Genomic DNA, 19463 nt, shown 5'->3' on the forward strand with positions numbered 1-19463 from the left:
CTTGGGTTTGCCGGTGGCCATGGCTCAGGCCGTGCCCTTCCCTCAAGAAGGGCCTTCTTGCCCATTGCCGGCCGATGCTTGTAGTGTTGTCGTCTTCAACGAGTGCAAAAAGCAGTGCGAGCCAGTATGTCGGTAAAGGGAGGATGTGGCCATGCTCCTTTTAAACAGAGAAGTTCTGAGAAAAGCCCTGAAAGGCCTGTTCTCGCTTGGCGCGTTCCTGGTTTTTGCGGTTCTTGCCTACCTCTTTGAGCAGTGGAGCCTATGGAGTGGGATTCAGTTCCTACTGGGCTTGGGTGCGGTGTTGGTTTCCCACTTGGCCTGGGGTAAGGGTGTTACCCTTAATCCGCCCAAGGCGTTGGCTGTTTCTCTCCTTGGCTTAGCCCTTTTTTACGTTGTTCTAAATGGTGTTTTTCCCGGGGCTTTAGCCCAACGGGTAAGCGACTTGGCCGTAGAGCCCTTCACCGCTGGTGTTCTATTGGGCTTGTTTCTCTTTAGCCCGATACCTCAGCTAGAAGCCGAGGGCAAGGCTATTCGCTGAATGGGGGTAGGAAGGGGTGCTCATACCCGGGAAAAGGGCCAGGGGGTCCGCCCCTCCGCCAAAAGCTTCCTTGCCCGGGGCAAAGCCTCCGCCACCTCCCGGGCGAGGAGCCCCACCCCCTTCTCCTCCGCCAGGAGGTCCCCGGCGAGGCCGTGGAGATAGACCCCAAGCCTGGCCGCGTCAAAAGGCCTAAGGCCCGCCGCGAGAAGGGCGGCGATGGCCCCTGCGAGGACGTCCCCCGTCCCCCCGGTGGCCAGGGCGGGGTTTCCCGTGGGGTTCACGGAAAGCCTCTCCCCTTCGGCCACCACCGTGGGGTTCCCCTTGAGGACCACGGCGAGGCCCGTCCGCTCGGCGAGGGCGCGGGCCGCCCCTAAGGGGTCTTCGGCCACCTCCTCGGGGGAAGCCCCAAGGAGCCTCCCCGCCTCCCCCGCGTGGGGGGTGAGGACGGCGGGGACGCCCGCCTTCCGGTAGGCCTCGGCCACCTCCGGGTGGAGGGCGTCCGCGTCCAAGACGGTGGGAAGCCGGGCCTCCAGGGCCTTGAGGGCCCACTCCTTCCCCCACGGCCCCCCGCCCATTCCCACGGCCAGGGCCTCCGCCTTGAGGGGGGGAAGGGCGGGGTGGGGGACGGGGTGGAAGACGGCCTCGAGGGGCTCAAGGGGTGTGCCCTCCGGGACCACCAGGTGCACAAGCCCCGCCCCCATGCGGTAGGCCCCGAGGGCGGCGAGGAGGGGCGCCCCGGCGTAGCGGAGGCCCTCCCCCCGGTACCCCCCCAGGACCCCCACCCTCCCCACGCTTCCCTTGTGGGCGGTGAGGGGGCGCTTGGGGAGGAGGGGCCTTAGGGCCTCGGGCGCCGCCACCTCGGGGAGGTCCTCCCTTTCCAGAAGGGCCTTGGGCAGGCCGATCTCCGCCAGGTAGAGCTTTCCACAGGCCTCCCTCTGGAGGAGGTGAGGGGTCTTGAGGGCGGCGAAGGCCACGGTGGCCGTGGCCCGCACGTGGGGGCTGTAGGGAAGGCCCGAGGGAAGGTCCAGGGCGAGGACGGGAAGGCCCGCCCGGTTCACCCGCTCCACGAGTTCGGCGTAAAAGTCCGTGAGGGGCCCTTTAAGGCCGGTGCCGAAGAGGGCGTCCACCACCACCTCCCCCTCCCGGAAGGAGGCCTCCTCCAGGGGACGCACCTCCACCCCGTGGGCGAGGAGGGCCCGGAGGGCGAGGAGGGCGTCCCCGGTTTGGCCCTCCGCGGCATAAACCCGCACCCCTACCCCCTCCAGGAGGAGGTGCCGGGCGAGGACCAGGCCGTCCCCGCCGTTATTCCCCTTGCCCGCGAGGACGAGGGCGGGGGCCTTGCCGAAAAGCTCCAGGTAGACCCTTGCCGCCTTCATGCCCGCCCACTCCATGAGGAGGAGGCTCGGGTAGCCCCGCTCCACGGCCTTCCGGTCCGCTTCCCGCATGGCCTCGGGGGTGAAGAGCCTCATGGGTTAAGGATACGATGGGGCCATGGAGCGCTTGGAGGAAGCCCGGAAGCGCCTAGAGGAGGCGAGGCGGGTGGCGGTCCTCACGGGGGCGGGCATCTCCAAGCCCTCCGGCATCCCCACCTTCCGGGACGCCGAGGGCCTTTGGAAGAACTTCAACCCCTTGGACTACGCCACCCCCGAGGCCTACGCCCGGGACCCGGAGGGGGTCTGGGCCTGGTACGCCTGGCGCATCCAGAAAGTGCGGGAGGCCAAGCCCAACCCGGCCCACCACGCCCTCGTGGAGCTGGAGAGGCGCATCCTCTCCCGGGGGGGAAGCTTCCTCCTCGTCACCCAGAACGTGGACGGCCTCCACGCCCTCGCGGGAAGCCAGAACCTGGTGGAGCTCCACGGCAACCTCCTCAGGGCCCGGTGCGAGGCCTGCGGGAAGCGGTTTCCCTTGCCGGAGGCCTTCGCCCCGCCCCCCTTCTGTCCCCTTTGCGGCCACCGGGCCCGGCCCGACGTGGTCTGGTTCGGGGAGCTTCTGCCGGAAGGGGCTTGGGAGAGGGCGGAAAGGGCCTTCGCCGAGGCCGACTTCGCCCTGGTCATCGGCACCAGCGCCGAGGTGGAGCCCGCGGCCTCCTTAGGCCGGATCGCCTTCGCCTCGGGGGCCTACCTGGTGGAGGTGAACCCCGAGCCCACCCCCCTTACCCCCCTGGCCCACCTCTCTTTGCGAACGGGGGCGGTGGAGGGGATGGCGCTACTCCTCCCGCCTGCCCCGGAAGACCAGGCGGAAGGGGACCTCCCTTAGGCCCAGGTCCTCCCCGATGCGGTTTTTCAGGTAGTTCTCAAAGGCCCGGGTGACGAACTCCGGGTGGTTCACGAAGAAGACGAAGGTGGGCGGGGCCACCTCGGGCTGGGTGGCGTAGAGGATCTTGAGGGGCTTGCCCTTGAAGTTCGGCGTCTGCACGCGGCTCGTCCAGACGGCCACCCAACGGTTGAGCTCCGAGGTGGGGACGCGGGTGTGGTTGAGCTCGTGAAGGCGCACCGCCTCCCGGAAGATCCGGTCCAGGTTCTGCCGCGTCAGGGCGGAGGTGAAGACCCGGGGGAGGTGGTCCAGGTGGGCGAGCTTTTCCCGGAGGAGGCGCCGCATCTTGGGGGCGTCCTCCTTGCCCACCAGGTCCCACTTGGTGATGACCAGGAGGACGGGCTTGCCCCGTTCCAGGGCCTCGTTGGCGAGCTTGAGCTCCCGGTCCCCCACCTGGAAGGGGTCCACCACGAGGAGGACCACGTCCGCCTCGTCCATGGCCTTAAGGCTCCGCCGGATGGCGAGCTCCTCCACGAGGCTTTCCGGCCGCTTGCGGATCCCGGCGGTGTCCACCAGGACGAAGCGCTGGCCGCCGAAGAAGAACTCCACGTCAATGGCGTCCCGGGTGGTGCCCGGCTCCTCGGAGACGATGACCCGCTCCTCCCCCAGGATGGCGTTCAAGAGGCTAGACTTCCCGGCGTTGGGCCGGCCCACGATGGCGAGCCGGATGCCCGCCACCTCGGGCTCGGTCTCTATCTGGCGTACGGGAAGCCTCTCCCAGATGGCCTCCACGAGCTCCTCCAGCCCCCTCGCGTGCTCGCTGGAGGTGGGGATGGGGTCGCCGAAGCCCAAGGCGTAGAGGGGGCCCAGGTAGAGCTCGTGCTTGGGGTCGTCCACCTTGGTGGCCACGAGGATCACGGGCTTGCCCTTCTTGCGCAGGTACTCGGCCACCTCGTAGTCCGCCTGGGTGAGCTCGGCCCGCCCGTCCACGGCGAAGAGCACCACCTCGGCGTCCTCCAGGGCCCGGTCCACCTTCTCCTGGATCTTCTTCTCCCACTTGTCCCCGGACCAGAGCCCCCCCGTGTCCACCAGGAGGAACCGGCCCCGGTCGGTTTCCACCACGCCTTCTTTAAGGTCGCGGGTGACCCCGGGCACGTCCGCCACCACCGCGCTCCGCTTCTTGAGGAGGCGGTTGAAGAGGCTGGATTTGCCCACGTTGGGCCTGCCCACGATGACCACCTTGTGCATGCGCCCTCCATGAAAAGGGGTGGGGAAGGCCCCACCCGGCGTTACCCTTTAGTGTACCACACGCGGTATACTCCCAGGAGGCATGCAGAAGTTCGCCCGCTTTCTCCTAAGGCTTTTCGGCTGGGAGCTTAAGGTCGCGCCCCCTCCCTCGCGGAAATACGTCCTCATCGGCGCCCCCCACACCTCCAACTGGGACTTCGTGGTGGGCCTTCTGGCCCTTTGGGCGGCGCGCATCCCCGCCCGGTGGCTCGGCAAGAAGGAGCTCTTCAAGCCCCCCTTGGGCTTCCTCATGCGGGCCTTGGGGGGCATCCCCGTGGACCGTTCCCGGCGGGAGGGCCTCGTGGACCAGGTGGCGGAGATCTTCCGCCGGGAGGAGGAGATCGCCATCCTCATCACCCCGGAGGGGACCCGGGGCAAGGCCCCCTACTGGCGCACCGGGTTTTACTACATGGCCCTGAAGGCGGGGGTACCCATCGCCTTGGGCTACGTGGACTTTCCTCGCAAGGAGGTGGGCATCGGGGGCTACCTCTACCCGACCGGGGACCTCCGCCAAGACTTCGCCGCCATCCGGGCCTTCTACCAGGACAAGGTGGGCCTGAGGCCGGAGAAGCAGGGGCCCATCCGTATCCGGGAGGAAGCGGAAGAGGTGGCCTAGAGCCAGGCTTCCCTTCCTAGGCCCCACCTGATACGCTCGTGGCAGCCCTCTCGCGGACGCGGAGCGGACCTGGGCGGCGGAGGTTTCATCCGCCTCGTGCCCTAGCCTCGAGGACCACCACCGCCAGGGCCATCCCCCGCTCGTGGCTTAGGGAGAGGTGGGCGAAAAGCCCTTCCTCCGCCATGCGGGCCCCTATCCGGGGGGCGAAGCGAAGGGCGGGCCTTTTCCCTTCCATCCCCACCCAGACCTCCTTCCAGGAGAAGCTTTCCGGCCAGCACTTCTGGAAGGCCTCCTTGGCCGCGAGGCGGGCGGCGAGGCTCGGGAAAGGGTTTTGGCGGGCGAGGGCGTAGGCCACCTCCTCCTCGTGAAAAAGCCTCTTTAAAGCCCTCTCCCCGTGGCGGAAAAGAAGCCTTTCCACGCGGGCGATCTCCACCAAATCGGCCCCGAGGGCGACGATCATGGGCCCATGGTATCCCTTGAGGCCTTCGGGCCTTCCGTGCTAGGGTACTCGGGTGCTGCCCAAGGCCTTCCTCTCCCGCATGGCCGAGCTTCTGGGCGAGGAGTTTCCCGCCTTCCTCAAGGCCCTCACGGAGGGGAAGCGCACCTACGGTCTTCGGGTGAACACCCTGAAGCTTTCCCCCGAGGCCTTTAGGAAGATCTCCCCTTGGCCCCTCAGGCCCATCCCCTGGTGCCCGGAGGGGTTTTACTACCCCGAGGAGGCCAGGCCCGGCCCCCACCCCTTCTTCTACGCTGGGCTCTACTACATCCAGGAGCCGAGCGCCCAGGCGGTGGGGGTCCTCCTGGACCCGAAGCCTGGGGAAAGGGTCTTGGACCTGGCGGCGGCCCCGGGGGGCAAGACCACCCACCTGGCGGCCCGCATGGGGGGGAGGGGGCTTCTTTTGGCCAACGAGGTGGACGGGAAGCGCCTCAGGGGCCTTCTGGAAAACGCCGAGCGCTGGGGGGCACCCCTCGCCGTGACCCAGGCCCCTCCCAGGGCCCTGGCCGAGGCCTTCGGGGCCTACTTCCACCGGGTCCTCCTGGACGCCCCCTGCTCGGGGGAGGGGATGTTCCGCAAGGACAGGGAGGCGGTGCGCCACTGGGGCCCCTCGGCGCCCAAGAGGATGGCGGAGGTGCAGAAGGCCCTTCTGGCCCAGGCGGCGAGGCTTGTGGGGCCTGGGGGGGTGCTGGTCTACTCCACCTGCACCTTCGCCCCCGAGGAGAACGAGGGGGTGGTGGCCCACTTTCTCAAGGCGCACCCGGAGTTCCGCCTCGAGGACGCCCGCCTCCACCCCCTCTTCGCCCCGGGGGTGCCGGAGTGGGGGGAAGGGAACCCGGAGCTTCTCAAGACCGCGAGGCTCTGGCCCCACCGCCTCGAGGGGGAAGGCCACTTCCTCGCCCGTTTCCGCAAGGAGGGGGGGGCCTGGAGCACGCCCCGCCTGGAACGCCCTTCCCCCCTCTCCCCGGAGGCCGCGCGGGCCCTTAGGAGCTTTTTGGAGGAGGCGGGGCTTTCCCTAGAAGGCCCCCTTCTTGACCGGGCGGGCCACCTCTACCTCCTCCCCGAGGGGCTTCCCGACCTCTCGGGCCTCAAGGCCCCCGCCCCGGGCCTCTACCTGGGCAAGGTGCAGAAGGGCCGCTTTCTCCCTGCGAGGGCCCTCGCCCTCGCCTTAGGGGCCACCCTTCCCTGGCCCGAGGGGCTTCCCCGCCTCGCCCTCCTCCCCGAGGACCCCAGGGCCCTGGCCTTCGCCACGGGGGAGGGGGTGGCCTGGGAGGGGGAGGACCTGGCCTTGGCCCTGGTGGTCCTGAAGACGGCGGCGGGGGAGTTCCCCCTGGACTTCGGCAAGGCCAAGCGGGGGGTGCTGAGGCCCGTGGGGGTGGGGCTTTGAGGCTGGCCCAAGCCAGCATGGGGGCCTAGCGGAGGAGGCCAAGCCCCTTGAGCTCCTCCCGCCAGGCGCTGTAGGCCTCCCGAAGGAGGCCTTCGGGTAAGGGGCGCACCACAAGCCTCCCCGGGGCCAGAGGCACCACCCAGTGGAGGCTTTCCGAGACCTTCTTCTTGTCCCGGAGGAGGTAGGGGAGGAGGTCTTCAAAGGCGAAAGGCGGCAGGGGAGGGGGGGAGAGCCAAAGGAGGAGGCGGCGCACGAGGGGCAAAAGGTCCTCGCCCCCGAGGGCCCTTCCCAGAAGGGCGGCGTAGAGGAGGCCGTAGGCCACGGCCATCCCGTGGGGGAGGGCGTGGCGGGTTTGGGCCTCCAGGGCGTGGCCCAGGGTGTGGCCGAGGTTTAAAAGGCGCCTTTGCCCCTTCTCCAGGGGGTCTTCCTCGGTAACCCGCACCTTCACCGCCACCGCCCTGGCCAAGAAGGCCTCGAGGCGGGGGCTTTGCGGCGTGAGATCCTCCACCTTGAGAAGGGCCTCGTCCCCGGCGATGAGCCCGTGCTTGAAGGCCTCCACCAGGCCCTCCTTGAAAGTGGGGAGGGGAAGGGTCCTGAGCGCCCTAAGCTCGGCGTAGACCCCCTGGGGGAAGTGGAAGGCCCCCACCAGGTTCTTCCCCTCGGGGAGGTTGATCCCGGTCTTCCCTCCCACGCTTGCGTCCACGATGGCCAAGGTGGTGGTGGGGAAGGCGAGGTAAGCCACCCCCCGGAGGTAGGTGGCGGCCACGAAGCCCCCCAGGTCCGTGAGGGTCCCGCCCCCCACCACGAGGAGGGTGGTGTTCCGGGGAAGCCCCCTTTCCGCAAGCCAGGAGAGGACCTTCCCGTAGACCTCCAAGGACTTCGCCGCCTCTCCCCCGGGAAGCCCCAGGAGGTGGCGCACGCCCAGGGCCTTCGCCACCTCCTGGGCGAAGCCCTCCACCTTCTCGTCAAAGAGAAGGGCGGCGGGGCCCGCAGGCGGGGGGACCTCCTTCAGGACCCCTTCCCCCACGAGGATGGGGTAGGGGACGGGTTCACGTACCTCTAGCCTCTGCATGGCGCCAGAGCTTCTCCACGATCTCCTCCACCACGTCCTCCACGCGACGCCCGTCGGTGGAGACGTGGATGTGGGCCTTGCGGTAGACGGGGGCCCGGACCTCGAGGAGGGTCCGGATCCTCTCCAGGGGGTTTTCCACCTGGAGGAGGGGCCTTTCCCCGGGCTTGCGCAGGGTCCTTTCCAGGATGGTCTCCGGGCTTGCCCATAGGGCCACCACGGGCCCGCGGCTGAGGAGGGCCTTTTGGCTTTCCGGGTCCATGAAGGTCCCCCCGCCCAGGGAGAGGACCAGGTAGTCCTTTCCCACGAGCTCCCGCACCGCCTCCTTCTCCATCCTGCGGAAGGCCTCCTCCCCCAGGTGGCGGAAGATGTCGGGGATGGAGATCCCGGTGCGCCGCTCTATGTAGCGGTCCAGGTCAATGAAGTGGAGCATGAGCGCCCGGGCGAGCTCCCGCCCGATGCGGCTTTTCCCCACCCCCATGAACCCGGTGAGGCTCACGAAGGTGGCGGGGCGGGGGACCTCGAGGCGGGCCATCCTCCTATCCTACCCGGGCTCAGTAGGCCCGCACCCGCTCCCGGTAGCGCTCCACCCGCTCCTGGACTTCCTCCAGGGTGTCCCCCCCGAACTTCTCCAGGTAGGCCTGGGCCAGGACGATGGCCGAGAGGGCGCAGAGGATGACGCTCGCCGCGGGCACCGCCGTGGTGTCGCTTCTCTCCCTGGCGGCGTCCTTGGGCTCGTGGGTCACCACGTCCACGGTGGGGAGGGGCTTCATCAGGGTGGCGATGGGTTTTAAGGCGGCCCGGATCACGAGCTCCTCCCCCGTGGTCATGCCCCCTTCCAGCCCCCCTGCCCGGTTGGTCTTCCGGTAGAAGCCCCGCTCCGGGCTCCAGTAGATGGCGTCGTGCACCTCGGAGCCCCGCTTCATGGCGTTTTCAAAGGCGGGGCCGATCTCCACTCCCTTTACCGCGGGAATGGAGAGGGCCATCTGGGCGAGCCTTCCGTCCAGCTTCCGGTCCCAGTGGACGTGGCTTCCCAGGCCCGGCACGAGCCCCCGGAAGCGGGCCTCAATGACCCCGCCCAGGGTGTCCCCCTCGGCCTTGGCCTGGTCAATGCGGCGGATGGCCTCGGCCTCGGCCTCGGGGTCGGTCATGCGCAAGGGGCTTTCCTCAATGCGGGGCAAAAGGTCCCAGGAGAAGGGCACCTGGGACCACACCCCCGCCATCCCCGGCACATACCCCACCCCCTCCACCCCGAGGAGGGAGAGGAGCTTCATGGCCACGGCCCCCACGGCCACCCGCATGGCCGTCTCCCGGGCGCTGGCCCTTTCCAGCACGTCCCTCAGGTCCTTGTGCCCGTACTTCATGCCCCCGACGAGGTCGGCGTGGCCCGGCCTGGCCGCGGTCAGGGCCCGTTTCCTGGGCCAGTTCCCCGGGGCGGGGTCCATGATCTCGGCCCAGTTCTTGAAGTCGGCGTTCTTGATGGCCAAGGCCACGGGGGCGCCCGTGGTGCGGCCCGCCCTCACCCCGGCGCGAAACTCCACCCGGTCGCGCTCAATGACCATGCGCCGGCCCCGGCCGTAGCCCTTCTGCCGCTTCTCCAGCCAGGGGTTGATGTCCTCCTCGCTAAGGGGAAGCCCGGCGGGAAGCCCTTCAATGATGGCGAGAAGCTCGGGCCCGTGGGACTCGCCTGCCGTGAGAAACCGCATGGGGACATTGTAGGCCAAAGGGGGGCCTGTGGGCCCCCCTTGCGGCACGCCCGGCCTCTTAGGGGTTCGCCGAGGCCGTCTCCTTGAGGATGTCGGCGGTGATGACCACCAGAAGCTCCCGGTCCGTGGTCTCGTTGGTCCGTTGCTTGAAGAGCTCCCCGATGAGGGGGATGTCCATGAGGAGGGGCACCCCCTGCTGGGTCTGGTTGTTCTCCTGGGAGGTGAGGCCCCCGAGGACCACGGTCTCCCCGTCCCTCACCCGGAGGGTGGTGGTCACCACCTGCTTGGTGAAGCGGTCCACGTCCCCGTCCACGGGGTTGCGTTGGACGTTCCCCGAGACCTCGGCCTTGATGTTGAGGAGGATCTGGCCGTCGGCGGTGATCTGCGGGGTGACCTCCACGATGATGCCGATGTCAAAGGGCACCCGCTCCACCCGGTCCCCCACCACCCGGCGGATGAGGAAGGTTTCGCCGGACTGGAGCCGGGCGGTCTGGTTGTTGAGCACCGTCTGGTTCACATCCCGGAGGGCCCGGGAAAGGCCCTGGCGCTGGAGGGCCTCGAGGGTGGCCAGGATGTTGAGGGCGGCGAGGCTACGGGTGGAGTCAAAGATGAGGGAAAGCCCCGAGTCCAAAACGCTCGCCACCACGTTCCCCCCGGCCACGGTGTTCCACTTGAGGCCGAGGTTGCGGGTGAGGTTGGACTGCACCTCTTGGATGCGCACCCGGAGGTTCACCTGGGGCACCGCCTGGTCCAGCCTGGGGATGAGGCCCTCCACCAGGGCGAGGTCCTCCTGGGTGCCGGTGACGATGAGGGTGTTGGTCCTGGGGTCGGCCACCACCGTGGCCTCCCGGGTGGGGAGGGCCTGGTTCTGCTGGCCCTGGTTCTGGGCCTGCCGGGCCTTGAGCGCCTCCTGGAGCACCTGGGCGAGCTCCACCGCCTTGGCGTTGGAGAGCTGGTAGGCCCGCTGGAAGACGGGGGGGCCCTGCTCGGGGGCCCGGTCAATCTGGGCGAGGAGGCTTTCCACCTCGGCAAGCTGCTTCTCCGTGCCCCGCACCGAGAGAACGGGTTGGCCGGGGACGGTCTGGACCACGATCCCCGGCACCTCCCGGGCGAGGAAGGGGGCCACCTGCTCGGCGTTGGCGTAGCGCAGGGGGTAGAGGCGCCTTAAGGTGGCCTCCTGGGGGGCTTCGGGGGCCTGGGGGGGGACGTCCAGGGCCTTCAGGATCTCGGCGAAGAGGGCGTGCTCCGCCTCGGGGGCCTCGAGGAGGAGGGCCTTGGGGTTGCCGGGGAGACCCTCCAGGCGGGCCCCCTTGAGCTCCTTTTCCAGGAGGGGCTTTAGGCGTTCCTGGGCCTCCCTGAAGGTGAGGTTCTGCAAGGCGTAGACCTTCCGGACGGTCTTGGGGACGTCGGCGGCCTTCAGGAGCTCGCTCAAGCGGGCGTGGTCCTCCTCGGTGGCGAGGACGATGGCCCTTTGGGGGTTGGTGGGCACCACGCTGATCTGGGCCTCGGGGAGGCGGGACTGAAGGAAGGCGAGGAGGTCGGGGAAGGTGGCGTAGGTGAGGGTGTAGGTCCTCTCCACCCGGGGCTTGGGCTGGGCCAGGGCGGGGAGGGGGCGGAAGTCAATCCCCGCCCGTTGCAGGATGTCGGCGAAGCGGGCGTGCTGCTCGGGGGTGGCGAGGACGGAGAGGACGGCCTTGAGCCTCCCGCCCTCCTCCACCACGATCCAGTTCGCGTTGAGCCCTGCGGCCTCCCGGGAGAGGAAGGGGAGGAGGTCGTTTTGCACCCAGGTCTTGGCGCCCTCAATGTTGACCACGGTGCGGGTCTGGCCCTGGGCGTCCGTCTCCGTGCGCTCGTAGGCGATCTCGGGGATGCCCACGATGTAGGGCCTGCGCTCCGTGGTCCCCGCGCGGCTTGGGGCGTCCACCAGGGCGGTGATCACCTGGGTGGGGGCCACCACCACCACGTCGGGGGGCAGGAAGAGGTAGTCCAGGCCGTACTGGACCCCGTAGGTGGCGAAGAGGAGGTCCCACACCTCCCGGAAGGGCTTGCCCTGGAAGTCCAGCTTGATGTTGGGCAGGGGGGGCTGAGCCTTGGCGGGGTCTCCGCTTGTATCGTAGGCCCGGTAGATGAGGGGCTGGAGGCCCACGCTCCTCGCCAGGGCCTCGAGGACCACGTCCAAGGGCAGGGTCTGGCCCGCCTTGACCTGGGATTCCGAGACCTTGAGGTTCACCGGGGCCTGGAAGCGGGGCTCCTCGGGAAAGCTCCCCGCAAGGCCAAAGGCCCCTAGCCCTGCGAGGGCGATCACGGCCGCACGGATCCACGCGCTCTTCATTGGCCACCTCCAGCTTGGACGAGGGACAAGTTCAAGGTTTCCTCCTTCAAGGCCAGGGTCACGCTTCCTTCCTCCACCTGGCGCACCACGGCCTCCGTGCCGGGGATGGGGCTTCCCACCGGGACGACGAGGTAGCCCTCCTTGCTCTCCAGGATGGCCACGCTCACGGGGCCGAGGAGGGTCCCCGAGAGGCGGAGCCCCTTTTCCGCCACCAGGCGCTCCAGCGGCGAGGCCGGGGTGGGGGGCTCCTCCGCCCCTCTTTCCTCGGGCCCGGGGAGGGGGGCCTCCACGAGCGCCGTGGGCAGGGCGACCTTAGGCGGCGTTTCCTTGGGCTCGGGCAGGGGGGCGGCCAGGGCGGGGGAGAGGACCTTGGGCGCCGGGAGGGCGCCGGAGGTCCCGGGAATGGGCCGGGTGGCGGGGGCCGCCCGGGGGGCCGGGGCGGGGGGCTGGACCCGGACGGGGGGTCCCTCGGGGACGGGCGCCGGGCGGGAGGCGGGGGCCGGAGGTGGGGGTGGGGTTTCCACCACCAGGGGGACGAAGGGGTTCGGGGGCGGAGGCTCGGCCCGGGCCACGGGGGCAGGCGGGGGCGCCTGGGCCTCCTCTTGGGGAGAAGTGGGCGCCTGGCCCTCCCCTTGGGCCGGGGCTTCGGCCTGTGGCTTGGCCTCTTCCTGGGGGGCGAGGGGCGGGATTGGCGGGGCCTCAATGACCTGCGTGGAGGGGGCTGGGGTGGGCGCTTCCGTCACCTGGGCCGGGAGGTAGAGGCCCACGTACCAAAGGGCCACGTTCCCCACGAGAAGGAGGGCCGCCAGGAGGATCTTGGTGGACCTGGGCAGGTTTTCCCAGGCTTCCTTCAGGCGTTGCCAGGCGTTCTTCATGGGGTGCCCCCTCCCGTTTCCGCCTCCACCCCCTGGGCCAGCACGTAGACGGTCAAGGTGAGGCTGGTGGCGAGGGTGGGGTTCGCTTCCTGGCTCTGGACGCTCAGGTTGAGGCCGGAAAGGGTGCTGAAGCGGGAGAGGTCCTCCAGGCGCCGCAGGTAGGCGTAGGTCTCGGGGAAGGGGGCCTCGAGGGCCAAGGCCAGGTTCACGGCCCGCACCTCGGGCACCGGGGCCGAGGCGCGGCTTCGGGTGAAGCTTCGGACCACCACCCCGTTCGCCTCCGCGTCCTGGAGCACCTCGGAGAGGACCTCGGCGAGCCTTTCTTCCCGGGGCAGGGCCCGGAGGAAGGCGAGCCTTTGGGCCTGAAGGGCGGCGATGGTGGCGCGGAGCTCGGGAAGGGCCCGCCGGGCCTGGAGCCCGCGGTTGCGCTCTATGGTGAGGCGGTCAATCTCCTGCCGGACGGTCGCGATCTCCTGCCTCGTGGGCACGATGAGCAGGTAGTACCAGAGGAGCCCCAGGAGGGCGGTGAGGACCATGGCCAGGAGGGCCCACTCCCGCTGTCCCAGCCTAGCGAGCACCGCTTTCACCCCCCGTCACGCCCACGCGGGCGCTGAAGGTGTAAAGCCCCCGGCCCTCGTCCAGGGAGGCCCCTTGGAACTCAATGCCGAACCGGGGAGAGGTCTCAAAGGCCCGGATGAACCGGACCAAGGCCTCCCGGCTCAGGGCCTCCCCCTGGAGGGCGAACTCCACCCGGATCCGCTTGCCGTCGTAGGTGCCCTCCTGGGCCACGCGGGCGGCCTCCTCTTCCGAGAGGGCGCGGGCGCTCACCGAGCGGAGGGCCACCTCGAGGCGCCCCCCCGCCCTGGGGATCTGGTTGATGAAGGCGGCCAGGTACTGGGACCAGGGCACGGCGTTTTTCTCCAGGCCTTCCCGGATGGCGAGGAGGGCCTCGAGGGCCTTACGCTCCTCCTGCAGGCGGCCGAGCTCGGCGATGAAGGGCCTCAGGGCCTCCACCTCCGCCTGGAGCTGGTCCCGCTCCGCCTTGGCCAGGGAAAGCTCGGTGTAGGCGGTGTAGTGAACGAGCCCCAAGACCCCGAGGACGACCAGGGCGAAGAGGAAGGCGAGAAGGCGCCACCAGCCCGGTTCCACCCGGCGCCGGAGGTTCTTGGGGAGGAGGTTCAGCCTAATCAAGGGGCTCCACCCCCCTCAACGCCAAGCCCAGGGCCACGGCGAACTCCGGCCCCATCTCCTGGAGTTGCTCCGCCTCAAAGCGCTTGGGGTCCACCGCCACCGCCTCCCAGGGGTTCACGGGCTCAAAGTTCACCCCCAGGGTGTCGGTGAGGAGGGAGGCAAGCCCCCTGAGCTTGCTCCCCCCGCCCAGGAGGTAGCCCACCTCGGGCGAGGCCTCCTCCAGCTGGATGCGGAAGAACTCCAGGCTACGGCGGAGCTCCTGGGTGAGCTCCACCAGCACCGGGCGGATGGCGTCGTAGATGCGCCCCGGGCTGTAGCGCTCCCGTTCGGCGTCAAAGTCCAGGAGGAGCTCCTCGTCCTCGGTGGGGATGGTGGCCATCCCGTAGGTCCGCTTCACCTCTTCGGCGGCGAGGAGGTCCAGGTTGAAGCTTCGGGCGATGGCCTCGGTGAAGTCCTTGCCCGAGAGGGTGAGGACGCGCACTGCCAGGGGCTTGTCCCCCCGGAGCAGGACGAGGCTCGTGCTCTCGGCCCCGATGTCCAGGACGAGGAAGACCCGGTGGGGTTCCTCCGCAAGCCTGGCCTCCAGAGGGTAAAGCCCGGCGAAGGGCTTCACGTCCAGCACCACGGGGACGAGCCCCGCCCCCCTCAGGGCCTCGAGGACCCCCGCCACCGCCTCCTGCCGCGCCGCCGCCACCATCACCTGGACCTGCTCCCCCTCCTGCACCTCGGAGAGGGGGGTCAGGGGGGCGAAGTCCAGGACCACTTCGTCAATGGGGAAGGGAATGTAGCGCTCCGCCTCCCAGCGCACCGCCTCTTCCATCTCCTTGAGGGGCATCTTGGGGACCTGGATGGGGCGGAGGATCACCGACAGGTTGGAGAGGGCGGTGATCACGTAGCGCTTGCGGGTGCGGGCCTCGAGGAGAAGCTCCTTGATCTCCTGGGCCAACGCGGTAGGCTCGGCCACCATCCCTTCCACCAGGAGGCCGGGCGGGGTGGGGCGGGAGGCCAGGGCTTTGAGGGCAGGGGGGTTCCCGGACACCTCCACGAGCTTCAGGGCGGAGGCCCCGATCTCCAACCCCAGGGCCTCAACCCTGGGTCGGAAGAGCTGGCTAAGGCTTTTGAACACACCCCCTCCTCATACCGGCGCCTTCGGGAAGGCCAACCGCGAATCCCTAGCGCTTAGCATAACGCTTTTTCTATTACCTGACAACCCTAAAAAGGAAGCCTGGCCCCCTTTGGGAGCCAGGAAGCCTTTCCCGCCTACAGGTTCTTGAGCGCCTCCACCACGGCCTCGGTGAAGGCTTCCGTAGTGGCGTCCCCGCCCAGGTCGGGGGTCCTGGGCCCCCGCTCCAGCACCAGGTCCACCGCCTTCTCCACCCGCTTGGCCGCCTCCTTCTCCCCCAGGTAGTCCAGCATCATGGCCGCGGAGAGGATGGCCGCCGTGGGGTTGGCGATGCCCTTGCCCGCGATGTCGGGGGCGGAGCCGTGGACGGGCTCAAAGACCGCGGTGGTGTCCCCGATGTTGCCCGAGGGGGCGAGGCCCAACCCCCCCACGAGCCCCGCGACGAGGTCGGAGAGGATGTCCCCCAGGAGGTTGGTGGTGACGATGACGTCAAAGCGCTCGGGACGCATGACGAGCTGCATGGCGCAGTTGTCCACGATGATGTCCTGCACGTTCACCAGGGGGAAGTCCTTGGCCACTTCCTTGACCGTGTCCAGGAAGAGCCCCTGAGTGAGGGGGAGGACGTTGGCCTTGTGGGCGATGTGAAGGGTTTTGCGGGGCCGGCTCTCCGCGATCCTTAAGGCGGCCCGGCCGATGCGCTCGCTGGCCTTCTTGGAGATGACGGCGTCGGCGATGGCCACGTCCAGGTAGCGCCTTTCCTGCTCCACGTAAAGCCCTTCGGTGTTCTCCCGGACGATGACCAGGTCCACGCCGGGGCGGCTTCCCGGGATGGGGCGGCTTTTGGCGGGGCGGACGTTGGCGTAGAGGTCCAGCCTGCGCCTGAGGTAGCGGATGGCCCCAAAGAAGCCCGGCACTTTACGGGTGGGGCTGGTGGCGGCCCCGAAGAGGGTGGCGTGGCAGGAGAGGATCTTCTCCACCGTCTCCTCGGGGACGGAGGTCCCTCTTCTCTCAAAGGTCTCCCAGCCCGCCTCCGCCTCCACGAACTCCAGGGGGAGGCCCGTGGCCTCCAGCACCCTCCGCGCCGCGGGAATGACCTCGTGCCCGATGCCGTCGCCCTCAATCAAGCAGATCCGGTACGCCATGCTTCCTCCCGGTCAGGGGTATGGCCCCTTGGGGAATATACACTACACCCCGCCTTACCCGCGCAGGGTGAGGAGGGCGAGGACAAAGGCGAGGTAGAGGAGGAGGCGGAGGGCGAGCGCCCTCCGCCCTAGGCGGATCCCGCCCTTAAGGGCCCCCTCCACCACCACGCCGACGATCCCCAGGAGGATGAAGAGGTCCCCCGGGCTCACCACCTTGCGCAAGGGGGGCAGGGGGATCACGTCCCCTAAGAAGGGCAGGCGCGTGGTCTCGTCCAGAAGGGCGTGGACCGCGTCCCCTTTGGTGCGCAGGAGGCCTGCAAACTCCGCGATGCCCGCCCGCTCCAGAGCGGCGAGGCTTACCGGCATGTGCCCCCCGTTGGCGAAGATCACCAGGGTGTTGAGGAAAAGGCCCAGGAGCACCAGGTAGAGGCTTTTCAGGTGGCGGTTCTGGTAAAGGCCGTAGCCCACCAGGAGGAGGACCAGAAGCTTGGCCAAGGGGCCGGCCACCTCCGGGGGGAAGAGGCCCCGGTAAGTCCCGTAGGCCAGCCCCCCTTCCAGGAGGGCGGCCAGGAAAAAGGCCCAGGCCGCCTTGAGCTCTATTCCTCCGAGGTCCTTGAGCCGGGCTCCGAGGGCAAGGGCGAGGCCGAGGCCGAAGAGGGCTGCGAAAAGGTAGAGCGTGATACCGATCCCTCCTTTGCCGCCAGGTAGGCGTGGCGGTCGCGCCAGATGGGGTTCTGCGCCCAAAGCTCGGTGAAGGCTTCCACCAACCGGGGGTCAAACTGGTGGCCGGAGAACTCCTGGACCTCCCTTAGCGCTTCCTCGGGGGTCTTGGCCTCGCGGTAGGGGCGGCCCGCGGTCATGGCCTCGTAAGCGTCCGCCAGGCCCACGATGCGGGCTTCCTCGGGGATCTCGTGCCCGGCGAGCCGTTTTGGGTAGCCCCGCCCGTCCCAGCGCTCGTGGTGGTAGAGGATGACGTTGTAGACGAGCTGGTCAAAGGCCACCTTCCGCGCCGGGGAGAGGAGCTCGGCCCCCTTGGTGGTGTGGCTTTGGATGAGGGCGAACTCTTGGGGGGTGAGGGTTCCGGGCTTGAGGAGGACGGCCTCGGGGATGGCGATCTTGCCGATGTCGTGGAGCCGGGCCGCCCGGTAGATGGCCTGGGCGTAGGCCTCGTCCCCGTTTTTTATCTTCCGGGCCAGGTCGCGGGAGATGTCCGCCACGCGCTCGGAGTGGAGGCGGGTCATGGGGTCCTTGGCCTCCAGGGCGTTCATGAGAAGCTCCAGGGTGGTGTCAAAGGCCTGCTCCAGGCGCACCTTCTCGTCCCAGTAGAAGCGGCTGTAGTAGAGGGGGATGAGGAAGAAGAGCACCGTCCACCCGCCCCAGCCCGCGAGAAGGGGCGTCTCGTAGGCCCGGGCCAGGAGGAGGGCGATGGGGGAGAGGAGGAGGTAGCTGGCAGCAATCCACGCGGAGTTTTTGCGCCAAACCTCTCGCCATGGGACGTTGTTGGCCAGGTGGATGGCGGTGGTCACCAGGGTGGTGTTGGCGAGAAAAAAGGCCAGGGAGGCCGCGGCGATGCCCACCCCTGCGGATAGGTTCCAGGAACCGAGGTAAAGGGGGTTCTGCTGGAAAAACTGCCAGGCCAGGGCCGCCAGGGCGGTGGCCAGGCCGTCCTGGGAGCGGTTGAAGAGCTCCTTGTACCAGACCTTACGGCTCCATTGAAAGAGGAAGCTGAAAAGAGGGGGAATCCATGGAGGCGTTAAAACTACCAGCGCAAGAGCAAAAATACCTTCGTGTGCTACTTGATCTGGACCCCCGGGGTGTGAAAAAAGAGGGGGTGCCATGCGGCAAGATCGTGAGCACCCCCTTTACCATCTTGACGCAGAGACCCTTCTCGTGGCTATCTACGTCTGGGTAGATGACGAACTGAAAGCCCTGCAGGCCCAAGGATTCAAGCTCCCCCCAAAGCAAAAGCACCAGAAGGCCACCCTGGCCGAGCTCTTGACCCTCGCCATCTTCGTCCTGTTGCAAGGCCAGGACCTCGCCAAAGGCTACCTGGCCGCCAAGACCACCCTCAAGGCCTACTTCCCCTCCCTCCCCCACCTCTCCCGCTTCTACCGGGTCCTTCAGAAGGCTCAGGGGTTGTTGGCTCACCTGGCCATAAGGCTCTCCGGAGGGCAAGGTCTTCTGCAGGTGGTGGACCTCAAACCCATCCCCCTGGCCCACGGCCACCGGATTCACGGCTTGGACCTTCCTGAGGCCGCTGTGGGGGTGGGCCCCCTGGGGGCTTTCGCGGGCTACGTTCTCATGCCGGTGATGAACGAGCGCGGCCTCTTTTTTCGTTGGGCTATCCTCCCCGGGAATGCCCGGGAGACCTGGGGGAGGGACCTGCTGGACGGTCTGCCCGCGGTCTTGGGGGACCGGGGCTTTCGCTGGGTCCAGGGGGTCAAGACGCCACCCTATCGGGTCAGGGGAGGAACGGTGGTGGAGACGGGATGGAAAGAGTGGATGGGGAGGGTACGGAACTGGATTGAGACGCGGTTTAGCGTGATGGTGCGGTCTTTGGGGCTTCATCGGATAGAAGCGCGGTCCTACTGGGGGCTGGTGGCCCGGGTGAATCTCATCCTGCTCGTTCACAACCTCATACGTAGCCGGGTGCTTCTCAGGATGGCCGGGGTGGAGCTATGAGGTAGCACACGAAGGAATAAAAAGTTGGCTCATGCTGGCGCTCAGGGGAAGAGGTACACGAACAAAGACGCTCCACAGTATGAGTCCGCCCCAGAAAAGCAAGTCCAAAAGGCCCCAACGTATAGGTGTATCTCTATAACCCCAGAGTAAAAAGCCCTCAAGGGTCAGAAAGGTCAGAAAGGCCGAAAGAACCAAAAAGAGCACCCGCGGCGGGGGAAGCTCCAGGCGTCTAAAGGCCATGGTGGCTTGAGTGTAGCAAATTCCTCTCCTCCAGGCAAGAAAAAAGGGCCAGCTTCACTGGCCCTGTCTTTACTCCCAGTGCATAGAAGCCCCAGCCGCGAGCCCGAGAGCGATCAAGCTGCCGAGAAGAACCAACACGCGCGCGATCAGCTTCTTCATCTTCATCCCTCCTTTTCTTCCGCTTCCGGGGGGTCGGCCCCGTCTGCTTGTCTTTCACTTTAGGGGGGGTCGTCAATACTGTCAAGAGGGGAAGAATAGGTATCAGCACGCAATAGATTGCTTTACTCCTCACATAATCCTGGAATGGTTAGTATCTTGCTTTAGCCTAGCACAGACCGGCGCCGCTAGGCTTGGTGGGTAAACCCGGGGGTAGGGCCTGGGGTCCTTGCGGACGTCCAGGCCCCGGCGAACCCCTACCGCCTCATACCCTCGCCTCCAAGGGGGGGGAGGGAAGCGTAGGCGTGACGCGCGTCGCCCCCTTCTCGCCCAGTTTAACAACCCACCAAAGCAAAACGCCCGCTCCAAG

The 19463-nt window shown here is 68.1% G+C and carries 19 protein-coding genes; 5 read left to right on the forward strand and 14 right to left on the reverse strand.

Annotation, left to right across the window (positions count from 1 at the left end):
- Positions 1 to 145: 145 nt before the first annotated feature.
- Positions 146 to 538: a hypothetical protein gene (locus tag TthTMY_RS02870; protein ID WP_157745824.1), complete on the forward strand. Its 393-nt coding sequence runs from the start codon at positions 146 to 148 to the stop codon at positions 536 to 538.
- Between the two features lie 20 nt (positions 539 to 558).
- Here TthTMY_RS02870 and TthTMY_RS02875 read toward each other — a convergent pair whose 3' ends face one another.
- Complete coding sequence (locus TthTMY_RS02875) at positions 559 to 2007, reverse strand: NAD(P)H-hydrate dehydratase (RefSeq protein WP_223903393.1); 1449 nt, start codon at positions 2005 to 2007, stop codon at positions 559 to 561.
- Positions 2008 to 2029: 22 nt separating this feature from the next.
- On the opposite strand from TthTMY_RS02875, the gene TthTMY_RS02880 reads away from it, so the two are divergent.
- On the forward strand, positions 2030 to 2794 hold the full coding sequence (locus tag TthTMY_RS02880) for an SIR2 family NAD-dependent protein deacylase (protein WP_096412236.1): 765 nt from the start codon (positions 2030 to 2032) through the stop codon (positions 2792 to 2794).
- Here TthTMY_RS02880 and der read toward each other — a convergent pair.
- A complete protein-coding gene (der, locus tag TthTMY_RS02885) occupies positions 2744 to 4039 on the reverse strand; it encodes a ribosome biogenesis GTPase Der (RefSeq protein WP_096412240.1) in 1296 nt (431 codons plus the stop codon). The two genes, TthTMY_RS02880 and der, sit on opposite strands and share 51 nt — an antisense overlap.
- Before the next feature lie 82 nt (positions 4040 to 4121).
- On the opposite strand from der, the gene TthTMY_RS02890 reads away from it, so the two are divergent.
- The gene (locus TthTMY_RS02890) at positions 4122 to 4694 is read left to right on the forward strand and encodes a lysophospholipid acyltransferase family protein (protein ID WP_096412244.1); all 573 of its coding nucleotides are present in this window, start codon (positions 4122 to 4124) and stop codon (positions 4692 to 4694) included.
- Positions 4695 to 4779: 85 nt separating this feature from the next.
- On the opposite strand, the gene TthTMY_RS02895 is transcribed toward TthTMY_RS02890, so the two are convergent.
- Positions 4780 to 5154, reverse strand: a complete 375-nt coding sequence (locus TthTMY_RS02895) for a 4'-phosphopantetheinyl transferase superfamily protein (RefSeq protein WP_096412247.1) — start codon at positions 5152 to 5154, stop codon at positions 4780 to 4782.
- Positions 5155 to 5206: 52 nt separating this feature from the next.
- Between TthTMY_RS02895 and rsmF the strand changes: the two genes are divergently transcribed.
- Complete coding sequence (gene rsmF, locus TthTMY_RS02900; RefSeq protein ID WP_096412250.1) at positions 5207 to 6577, forward strand: 16S rRNA (cytosine(1407)-C(5))-methyltransferase RsmF; 1371 nt, start codon at positions 5207 to 5209, stop codon at positions 6575 to 6577.
- Between the two features lie 25 nt (positions 6578 to 6602).
- On the opposite strand, the gene TthTMY_RS02905 is transcribed toward rsmF, so the two are convergent.
- From TthTMY_RS02905 to TthTMY_RS02955, 11 genes are all read right to left on the reverse strand, one after another.
- Positions 6603 to 7649 (reverse strand): 3-dehydroquinate synthase, encoded by a 1047-nt coding sequence (locus TthTMY_RS02905; protein ID WP_096412253.1) that lies wholly within the window; start codon positions 7647 to 7649, stop codon positions 6603 to 6605.
- The gene (locus TthTMY_RS02910; protein ID WP_096412256.1) at positions 7627 to 8181 is read right to left on the reverse strand and encodes a shikimate kinase; all 555 of its coding nucleotides are present in this window, start codon (positions 8179 to 8181) and stop codon (positions 7627 to 7629) included. The genes TthTMY_RS02905 and TthTMY_RS02910 overlap by 23 nt, the downstream gene beginning before the upstream one ends.
- A 19-nt stretch (positions 8182 to 8200) precedes the next feature.
- Positions 8201 to 9352 carry a chorismate synthase gene (aroC, locus tag TthTMY_RS02915; protein ID WP_096412258.1) on the reverse strand — a complete coding sequence of 384 codons (1152 nt, stop codon included), beginning with the start codon at positions 9350 to 9352 and terminating at the stop codon, positions 8201 to 8203.
- Positions 9353 to 9410: 58 nt separating this feature from the next.
- A complete protein-coding gene (locus TthTMY_RS02920; RefSeq protein ID WP_096412261.1) occupies positions 9411 to 11684 on the reverse strand; it encodes a secretin N-terminal domain-containing protein in 2274 nt (757 codons plus the stop codon).
- A complete protein-coding gene (locus tag TthTMY_RS02925) occupies positions 11681 to 12559 on the reverse strand; it encodes a competence protein (RefSeq protein ID WP_096412264.1) in 879 nt (292 codons plus the stop codon). The genes TthTMY_RS02920 and TthTMY_RS02925 overlap by 4 nt, the downstream gene beginning before the upstream one ends.
- Positions 12556 to 13137: a type 4a pilus biogenesis protein PilO gene (pilO, locus tag TthTMY_RS02930; RefSeq protein ID WP_096412267.1), complete on the reverse strand. Its 582-nt coding sequence runs from the start codon at positions 13135 to 13137 to the stop codon at positions 12556 to 12558. Before pilO ends, TthTMY_RS02925 begins: the two co-directional genes overlap by 4 nt.
- Entirely contained in the window at positions 13127 to 13750 is a 624-nt protein-coding gene (locus TthTMY_RS02935) for a flagellar protein FliT (protein ID WP_223903394.1), read from the reverse strand. The genes pilO and TthTMY_RS02935 overlap by 11 nt, the downstream gene beginning before the upstream one ends.
- Positions 13743 to 14876, reverse strand: coding sequence for a type IV pilus assembly protein PilM (gene pilM, locus TthTMY_RS02940; protein WP_096412270.1), 1134 nt, complete (start codon positions 14874 to 14876; stop codon positions 13743 to 13745). The genes TthTMY_RS02935 and pilM overlap by 8 nt, the downstream gene beginning before the upstream one ends.
- Positions 14877 to 15010: 134 nt before the next feature.
- Complete coding sequence (locus TthTMY_RS02945) at positions 15011 to 16015, reverse strand: homoisocitrate dehydrogenase (RefSeq protein ID WP_096412273.1); 1005 nt, start codon at positions 16013 to 16015, stop codon at positions 15011 to 15013.
- A gap of 54 nt (positions 16016 to 16069) precedes the next feature.
- Positions 16070 to 16561: a DUF5317 domain-containing protein gene (locus TthTMY_RS02950; RefSeq protein WP_096413136.1), complete on the reverse strand. Its 492-nt coding sequence runs from the start codon at positions 16559 to 16561 to the stop codon at positions 16070 to 16072.
- Between the two features lie 50 nt (positions 16562 to 16611).
- The gene (locus tag TthTMY_RS02955; protein WP_096412276.1) at positions 16612 to 17853 is read right to left on the reverse strand and encodes an HD-GYP domain-containing protein; all 1242 of its coding nucleotides are present in this window, start codon (positions 17851 to 17853) and stop codon (positions 16612 to 16614) included.
- Here TthTMY_RS02955 and TthTMY_RS02960 point away from each other — a divergent pair.
- The gene (locus tag TthTMY_RS02960; protein ID WP_096410485.1) at positions 17852 to 18697 is read left to right on the forward strand and encodes a transposase; all 846 of its coding nucleotides are present in this window, start codon (positions 17852 to 17854) and stop codon (positions 18695 to 18697) included. The genes TthTMY_RS02955 and TthTMY_RS02960 overlap by 2 nt on opposite strands.
- Positions 18698 to 19463 lie beyond the last annotated feature (766 nt).

The organism is Thermus thermophilus, from assembly GCF_019974155.1.
Classification (GTDB): domain Bacteria; phylum Deinococcota; class Deinococci; order Deinococcales; family Thermaceae; genus Thermus; species Thermus thermophilus_C.